The organism is Aquabacterium sp. (genome assembly GCF_014378415.1).
GTDB lineage: Bacteria > Pseudomonadota > Gammaproteobacteria > Burkholderiales > Burkholderiaceae_C > Aquabacterium.
The window spans coordinates 1-8,373 of the sequence record NZ_JACMNS010000145.1; the positions used below are offsets into that span (position 1 = coordinate 1).

The following is an 8,373-nucleotide window of genomic DNA, read 5'->3' on the forward strand; positions in this document are numbered from 1 at the left end:
CCAAGGTGCGCGTGTTCGGCGTGCTGGGCGTGCTGATCCTGGCGGGTCTGGGCTTTGGAGGCCGCATGTATTGGCGCAGCCAGAACTTCGTCGAGACTGAAAACGCCTACTTGGCGGGCCACGTGCACCCCCTCTCGGCGCGCATCGCTGGCGTGGTCACCAAGGTGTTGGTCGATGACAATCAAGTCGTCAAAGAAGGCCAGGTGATCGCCGAGCTCGACCCAGCCGACCAAGGTGTAAAACTGGAGCAGATCCACGCGCAGATCGCCTCGGTCGAGCAGCAAATGCTGCAAGCCGATGCCCAGACCGCCCAGGCGCGTGCGTCGGCCAGCGGCGCGCAGGCCCAAGTGGCGCAGGCGCAAGCCCAGTCGCTGCGCGCCCAGCAGGATGCCGAGCGCTATGGCCAGCTCTACAACACGCAGATGAAGGCCGTGGCCAAGTCCGAGTTGGACGCCGCCAACGCGGCCCGCACCGGCGCCCTGGCCGACGTGGCCGCCCGCAAGGACGCGGCCCTGGCCGCGCAAGCGCAGGTGGGCGCGGCCCAGGCGGCGCGTGAAGTGCTCAAGGCCCAGGTCAAGGTGCTGCAGGCGCAGGCCAAAGATGCCCAACTGCAGCTGGGCTACAACACGATCGTGGCGCCCGTCAGCGGCCGCCTGGGCAAGCGCAACATTGAAGTCGGTGCGCGCGTGCAGCCGGGCCAGCAACTGGCCGCCATCGTGGAAGACAAGGTCTGGGTCACCGCCAACTTCAAGGAAACGCAACTGGCGGGTTTGAGGCTCGGCCAGGAAGTAGACGTTGTCATCGATGCCTTGCCAGGCGAGCACCTGAAGGCCAAGTTGGACAGCTTCTCGCCAGCCTCGGGCAACCAGTTCGCCTTGCTGCCGGCCGATAACGCCACCGGCAACTTCACCAAGATCGTGCAGCGCGTGCCCGTCAAATTAACCTTCGCCGATGCCGACCTGCAACGCCTGGCTGGCCGCCTGGCCCCGGGCATGTCGGCCGTGGCCGAAGTGGACCTGCGCCAATCGCCGAGCACTCAGCACTGATCGTTGACGCGGCCCGCGAAAGCCCACCATGTCAAGCACCTCCTCATCTGCTGCCCCATTCATCCCTGCCATGGCCGACCCGAACCAGCGCATTGAATTGCGCACCTGGTTCGCCGTCGCGGCCGGCCTGCTGGGCGCCTTCATGGCGGTGCTGGACATCCAGATCACCAACTCATCGCTGAAGGACATCCTCGGCTCGCTGTCGGCCACGCAGGAGGAAGGCTCCTGGATCTCAACCGCCTACCTGTGCGCCGAGATCGTCGTCATCCCAATGACGGGTTTGATGGCGCGTGTGCTGGGCCTGCGCACTTACATGGTCGGCACCACGGCCCTGTTCCTGATCTGCTCGACCCTGTGCGGCGCGGCCTGGAACCTGCCCAGCATGATCGTGTTCCGCATGATGCAGGGCTTCACTGGTGGTGCCTTGATCCCCATGGCCCTGACCTTGGTGATGACCAAGCTGCCGCCCTCCAAGCGCGCCGTGGGCATGGCCATGTTCGGTTTGACGGCCACCTTGGCGCCCACCCTGGGGCCCACCCTGGGCGGCTATTTGTCGCAGCTGTACGGCTGGCCCTCGATCTTCTACATCAACTGGGTGCCGGGCATTTTGCTGATCGTCGGCATCCTCACGGGCCTGGACAAGGAAGCGCGCAACTGGTCGTTGCTGGCCACGGCCGACTGGCTGGGCATCGCCCTCATGGCCATGGGCCTGGGCTGTCTGACCATCTTTCTGGAAGAAGGCAATTCCAAGGATTGGTTTGATTCCAACTTCATCCGCATCTTCGCCACGCTGTCGGTGGTGGGATTGGTGGGTTGGATCGCCACCAGCGCCTTGCGCGCCGAGCCCTTTGTCGATCTGAGCCTCTACCTGCGCCGCAACTTCTTCGTGTCGGCCTTGCTGGCCGCGGTCACCGGCATGGGCTTGTACGGTTCGTCATTTTTGCTGCCCTTGTTCCTGGGCCAGATCGCGGGCTACACGCCCATGCAGATCGGCGAAGTGATCATGTGGGCGGGCTTGCCTCAACTGTTTGTGATGCCGATCGCTGCGGTCATGTCTTCGCGCGTGGACAACCGCGTGATGTGCTCGATCGGCCTGGCGCTGTTCGGCACCTCGTGCCTGATGAATGGTTTCATGGACGCCTCGACAGGCTACGACCAGTTGTTGGCCTCGCAGGTGGTGCGTGCGCTGGGCCAGCCCTTCATCATGCTGACGCTGTCGAACTTCGCGATGGCGGGCATCTCGCCCAAGGACATGCCTTCGGCGTCGAGCCTGTTCAACATGACGCGCAACCTGGGCGGCTCCATCGGAATTGCCATGCTGGCCACCATGCTGACCAACCGCCAGCACTTTCATTCGGCCGTGTTGGGTGAGTCGGTGTCGATGTTGTCCGACGCCACGCAATCGCGCCTTGACCAGTTGACGCAAGGCTTCATCGCCAGCGGCATTGACCCCGCGCGCGCTGCCGACCAGGCCATCGCGATGATCGACCGCATCGTGCGCCGTGAGAGTTATGTGATGGCCTACAACGATGGCTTTTTGATGATGGCGGGCGTGCTGTTCGCCTGCATCGCCGTGCTGTGGTTTGCCGACAAGGTGAAGTCGCCTTCGAGCGGCGGCGCCGGTGCCCATTGAGGTGATGACGATGAGAACTGCTGGAATAGACATGATGTTGATCAAGCCCTTGAGCCGTGGTGTGATCGCTGCCGCCACCTTGTCCGCCGTGGCCTTGCTGAGTGCCTGCACCACGGTTGGCCCCAACTTTGCCGAGCCCAAGTTCGAGCCCGTGGCCAGTTACCGCCATGCCGATGGCAAGGGCCCTGACAGCGCGCAAATACCGCTGGACAGCTGGACCTTGTTTGGCGATGCCACGCTGGACGCGCTGGAGCGCCGCGCCTTGCGCGACAACCCCAACGTGCAAGCCGCGGGCCAACGCATGCTGGAAGCCCAGGCCCTGCTGGGCATGGCGAAGGCCGACGATGGCGTGAAGGTGGACGTCAACACGTCGACCGGCTATTCGCGCTCGTCCGAGAACACCTCACAAGCCATCATGCTGGGCCGCCACACGGTCAAGGGCAGCAACTTCAGCCTGGGCGCCTCGCTGTCTTACGAGCTGGACCTGTGGGGCCGTGTGCGCCGCGCGGTGGAGTCGGCCGATGCCCAGGCCTTGTCAGCCCGTTACGACCGCGATGGTGTGTTGCTGATGCTGACCCACCAGGTGGCCGTGGGCTACTTCCAGTTGTGTGGGCTGGACGCCGAGATCGCCATCCTGGACAGCGCGTTGGACACCCGCCGCGAGAGCGAGCAACTGGTGAGTGCCCGCTTTGACGCCGGCCTGTCGAACGAGCTGGACTTGTCACGGGCGCGCATTGAGCGGGCCAATGCCGAAGCCGATCTGCACGAAGCGCGCCGCCAACGCCAGACGCTGGAGCATGGCCTGGCCGTGCTGGTGGGCGCCTCGCCCAGCGAGCCCCTGATCGCCAGCCTGGGCAGCGCGGCCAAGTCCGCCTTGCCGGTGCCCCCCACGATCCCCGTGGGCCTGCCCGCCAGCTTGTTGGCGCAGCGGCCCGACCTGTCGTCCAGCGTGGCCGGACTGCGCTCGCTCAATGCCCAGGTGGGCGTGGCCGAAAGCGCCTTTTATCCTTCGGTGAGCCTGACGGGCAACCACGGTTTCGCCTCCGAGAAGCTGCGCGAGTTGACCAACGGCGGCTCGCAGCAGTTCAACGTCGGCCCGCTGGCGCTGTCCTTGCCCATCTTTGATGGTGGCCACAACCAGGCCAATCTGGCCGCCTCGCAAGCACGCTATGCGCAAGCCTTGGCCTCGCACCGGGGAAAATTGTTGACCGCCTTGCGCGAGGTCGAAGATGCGCTGTCTGATCTGCAGCAGCGCCAGTTGCAAGCCGATGCCCAGGCCCAGGCCCAGCAGGCTGCAGGCCGGGCTTACGAGGTGGCTCGTGCGCGTTATGAGCGCGGCGTGTCCAACTACCTGGACGTGACCGATGCGCAGCGCAGCAGCCTGAGCGCCGACCGCGCGGCCGCGCAGATCCGCACCCAGCGTTTGCTGGCGGCGGTGAACCTGGCGCGTGCGCTGGGGGGCGGCTGGTCGCCCGAGGCTTCGCTCACGATTGCCAAGGCGGTGCAGCGCTGACTCTTTGCTGCTCGCGCTCAATGGCCTGCTCCAGCAGGTCCGGGTCCACGGGCTTGATCAGAAACGCATTGAAGTGTGATGCCCCGGCACCCGGCCTTTGATGCCCATAGCCGGTCATGGCGATGAGCGGGATGTGCTGCAAACGCCCATCGGCTTTCAGGGCCGCCGCGATTTCATGGCCATCCATGCCAGGCAGTCCGATGTCCATCACGATGACGTCGGGCAGGTGCTGCGCGGCCATCGCCAGGGCCTTATCGCCGTCCAGGGCTACCAGCACCTCATGGCCTGAGAAGCGCAGCAACTCTGCTGTGGCTTCCAGGGTGTCCACGTTGTCTTCGACCAGCAACACTTTGCAGGGCGCGATGATCTGCGTGCTTTGGCCGTTGTGGACGGGGGCTGGTGAGGGGATCGAAGGCCAGGTCACCGTGAAGGTGCTGCCCTGGCCTTCGCCCTCGCTGTGCGCCTTGACCTCGCCGCCATGAAGCTCAACCAGCTGCTTGACCAGCGCCAGCCCGATGCCCAACCCGCTGTGCAGCGTCCCGGTGATCGTGGGGCCTTGCCAGAAAGGCTCGAAGACGCGCGGCAACCAGTCCGCGCTCATGCCGATGCCAGCATCGCGGATCTCCACCACGGCCTGGCCATCGCTGGCGCGCACGCTGATGTGAAGCTCGCCATGGGCATCGGAGTACTTAACGGCGTTGGTCAACAAGTTGTTCAACACCTGTTCGATCCTGACGATGTCCCCGTCGATCCAGACCTCCTCGGCATCCACCCGGCAGGTCCTGCCGGCCGCCTTTTCCGTGGTCAGAAGGGCCTCCAGACAGTGGCGCACGCACTCGGTCAGGTTCAAGGGCTGGCGATCCAGCACGATCTTGCCTGAGAGCATGCGGCTGACGTCCAGCAGGTCGTTGACGATGTGGGTCAGGTGACCACTCTGGCGCTGGATCATGCCCAGGTACCTCGCGGCGTCGATCTGGCGATCCTGGCCTTGCAACAGGATGGCCGTGGCCCCCGCGATGGCCGAGAGCGGGTTGCGAAGCTCATGCCCCAGCATGGCCAGGAACTGGTCCTTCGCGGCATTCTGAGCCTGCGCATCCTCGCGGGCAGCGGTTTCAATGTCGAGCAAACGCTTGCGCTCTTGCGCCAGCGCGGCCTTGGCGTTCCTGTCGGCCTCGAGCAAAAGGGCGGCTTCTGCAAGGGCGTCGTTCAGCACGTTGAATTCGTGCAGTGAGGTGCGCTCAACCTTCTGGGGTTGCTGTTCGGTGGCGAGGCTCCGGGCAGTCCGGGAGGCGGCATCCACGGCCAGGATGAACTTGCGTGTCAGTACCAAGGCGGTGACGCTGGCGCCCGCCAGGGCCAGCAAAACCCCGGCCGTGAGCACGGCGACGGCCTGCGTGGCCGAGGCCTCGATGGATTGCACCGGTGCCGCCACGGCAATGGTCCACCCCGTCAGCTCTGAGTGGGTGAAAGCGTCATAACTTTCGATGCCTTCAATGGTTTTGTGCCGGATGAGCCCGTCGTGCGAGGCAGCCGCTGCGGCCACCAGCTCAGGCCTGGCCTGTTTGCCCAGCAAGCCATTCGAGTTCTTGCTGCGCGAGATGAACCGACCTGAGTGGTCGATGACGGCCACCACCCAATCGGACTGCACCTGGGATTGCAGGATGGCCTTTTTCCAGTGCTCGACCGAGAAGGCCTGGGCCACCACATATTGCTTGCCATCCAGCGGCTTGGTGGGCAGGTAAATGGTGGTGATCAGCTTGCCGTTGAGGGGGTCGACAATCAGGTCGGTGACCAGGGGGCGCTGCGTGGCCAGCACCTGCGCCACCCGCTGGCGCGCCGCCAGGGGTGGCGGTGGTGTGCCGAACGGGACGAAGGTATTGAGCACCTGGGTGCCCGTCTCGTCCAGCAGCAAGGTCCAGACATAGGGCGCCTGGTTGACGGTCAGGGCTTGGTCGTAGAACGCTTTGAAATTCCCGGTGCGCAGGTGTTCTGAAGCGCCCAGCGCGGTCAAGGCACCCAGCGCGCGTTGAAGTTCGCCATCCACCATCAGCGAGGTGGCCCTGACGGTTTCATTCAAGCCCTTGAGCGCGGCCAGGCGCTCGCCTTCACGAACCTTTTCGATGGCAATGGCCGCCGCCAGAAAACCGGGGATCAGTGCCACTGCGGCGATCAAAAATAGATGAGAGCGAATGCGCATGGCAGTCTTTTTAGCATGCAATCAGGCCCTTGCGGGCACCAGGCTTGGCAAGTGGACAGACACACCGCCCTCTCCTTGCGGGTTGATCCATTGATGGCTCAGGGCCCTGGGTGCTGGCCCAGGCGCTCCAGCCATTCGGTGACCAACTCCAGGCGCCACAGGGGGTTGTCCAGGCTCATCAGGCGTTGGCGTTCGGCGGCGGGCAGGGGCAGGCATTCGGCCCAGCGGTTGGCCAGCCAGCCAGCGTCTTGCCAGCGCGGATCGTCAGGCGGGGCGGGCAGGGGCAGGGTGTCGTCCTGGCCGGCCATGGCGGTGAGGGTGCCTTGCAGGCGCTGGCTGAATGAGGCCAGTTCAGCGGGCACGGCGGCGGGGATGTCGTCGGGGATCAGTTGGATGGCGCAGGTCCACAGGCCGTGGGGCAGGAGGTGGCTGCTTTGCAGGGTGAAACGTTGGGTGCCGCGGGCCTGGATCAGCATCAGGCCAGGTTGAGGGTGCTCGATGCGCTCCAGGGTGGCCAGGGTGCCGATGGGGGCGAGGGTTTCGGTCTCGCCGGGGCGTGGGGCGCGTCGCACTTCGTGGCCGCTTTGCAGGCTGACCACGCCGAAAGGCTCCCCGGTTTTCTCGCAGCGCTTCATCAGGTCGAGGTAGCGGACTTCGAAGATCTGCAGGGAGAGCAGGCCACCGGGGAAGAGAACGGTGTGCAGAGGGAAGAGGGGGAGGGCGGTGAAGTCCATGGGGGTGGAGATGTGCGTGGCGGTGGAGCTTGGAGTTTGCTGGTTTGGCGGCAAGGGGGGCTCTGGCATGATGGGTAACGCCTTTGAGTTGACAGGGAGATTGGCATGGGTCTGATTGCGAAAATCTGCGTCCTTCGAGGGGGCGGTGGGAGTTTTAATTGCCACCATGAGCGCATCAAGCCCGAGTTATCTATCGCATTGGATGTTCTATCCGGCGCGCCCTATATGGGCCTTTGAGGCCTGAATTAAAGTTGGTTTTTGGTTGCGGAGGAAGCGAATTCATGTTCTCTCATGTCTTCATCGGCATCACGGATTTCCAAAGGGCAGTGTCGTTCTACACACCGTTAATGGAAGCGCTTGGCATCAAGCAACGATTCTGTGATCCCGATCGCCCATGGGCCGGTTGGCAATCAAGCCCCGCACCTCGACCAATGTTTGTCATCGCAAAGCCATTTGATGGCAACGCCCCCAGCCCGGGCAACGGGTCAATGATTGCTTTCATTGCAAATACTCGTGATCAGGTCGAACTCTCATACAACGCTGCACTTGCTCATGGCGGCACCTCGGAAGGTGCGCCGGGACTTAGGCCGCAATACCATGAAAACTACTATGGGGCCTACTTTCGTGATCCCGACGGTAACAAGCTATGCGTTGCGTGCCACGAACCAGAGCAAGGGAAGTAAGCAAGCTGCCGCAGGCCCTTGCATGCCAGCAAAGTCGCGGCACAATGTTCAGTAGTCATTCAGGGGGCGACCATGTGTTTCACAATCAAATTCACGGCAAGGCTTTGAAATTCGCCTTTTTTTCGTTCGTGAGAAGGTTTATAAACGTTTTTCCACAGAGAAGGAGCTGAAAATGCCGCGCCGAAATATTCGTAGAGACCAATCTGGTGGCGCTGTCCAACCAGTAGAGCAGGGACAGGCAACACGGGTTGTTGTCGCTCACGTCAGTTATCCTGTCGGCCTTGATGCGACAGTGGACGACCACGAGGACATTATCTGGCGCACTGCTACTGGAAACACGGCTCTGCATCAGTCTGCAAGAGTTCGCAACATGCCCCCAGGTGCCATTGGGTACATTCACAGCATCAATAATGTCTGCATCGCAGTAAGTAGATTAAATGCGCAAGAAGGTACTATGGAAATGTGCGGGGGTGTTGGCCACGTCAATGCCGGGGTCCATATTTTCTAACCGACGAATCTTGGCCGGTGCCACCGCTCTGGAGTTGAGCACCGGCTATGGGAAACTAA

At 63.2% G+C, this 8,373-nt stretch carries 7 protein-coding genes; 4 read left to right on the forward strand and 3 right to left on the reverse strand.

The genetic code is table 11. The features are described from left to right. From H7225_RS13085 to H7225_RS13095, 3 genes are all read left to right on the forward strand, one after another. Positions 1-1,046: HlyD family secretion protein (locus H7225_RS13085; RefSeq protein WP_290662495.1), on the forward strand; the 1,046-nt coding region annotated here is incomplete at its 5' end. Between the two features lie 28 nt (positions 1,047-1,074). Continuing rightward, a complete protein-coding gene (locus H7225_RS13090) occupies positions 1,075-2,679 on the forward strand; it encodes a DHA2 family efflux MFS transporter permease subunit (protein WP_290662497.1) in 1,605 nt (534 codons plus the stop codon). Between the two features lie 31 nt (positions 2,680-2,710). Next, positions 2,711-4,192, forward strand: coding sequence for an efflux transporter outer membrane subunit (locus tag H7225_RS13095; RefSeq protein ID WP_290662499.1), 1,482 nt, complete (start codon positions 2,711-2,713; stop codon positions 4,190-4,192). Here H7225_RS13095 and H7225_RS13100 read toward each other — a convergent pair. Together H7225_RS13100 and H7225_RS13105 are read right to left on the reverse strand one after the other, a co-directional pair. Next, positions 4,164-6,389: an ATP-binding protein gene (locus H7225_RS13100; RefSeq protein ID WP_290662501.1), complete on the reverse strand. Its 2,226-nt coding sequence runs from the start codon at positions 6,387-6,389 to the stop codon at positions 4,164-4,166. The genes H7225_RS13095 and H7225_RS13100 overlap by 29 nt on opposite strands. Before the next feature lie 98 nt (positions 6,390-6,487). Beyond that, entirely contained in the window at positions 6,488-7,192 is a 705-nt protein-coding gene (locus H7225_RS13105) for an LON peptidase substrate-binding domain-containing protein (protein WP_290662503.1), read from the reverse strand. A gap of 212 nt (positions 7,193-7,404) precedes the next feature. Between H7225_RS13105 and H7225_RS13110 the strand changes: the two genes are divergently transcribed. Further along, on the forward strand, positions 7,405-7,806 hold the full coding sequence (locus H7225_RS13110; protein ID WP_290662505.1) for a VOC family protein: 402 nt from the start codon (positions 7,405-7,407) through the stop codon (positions 7,804-7,806). A 59-nt stretch (positions 7,807-7,865) separates the two neighbouring features. Here the strand turns inward: H7225_RS13110 and H7225_RS13115 are convergent, their stop codons facing one another. After that, positions 7,866-8,051, reverse strand: coding sequence for a hypothetical protein (locus H7225_RS13115; protein ID WP_290662507.1), 186 nt, complete (start codon positions 8,049-8,051; stop codon positions 7,866-7,868). Between the last annotated feature and the right edge of the window lie 322 nt (positions 8,052-8,373).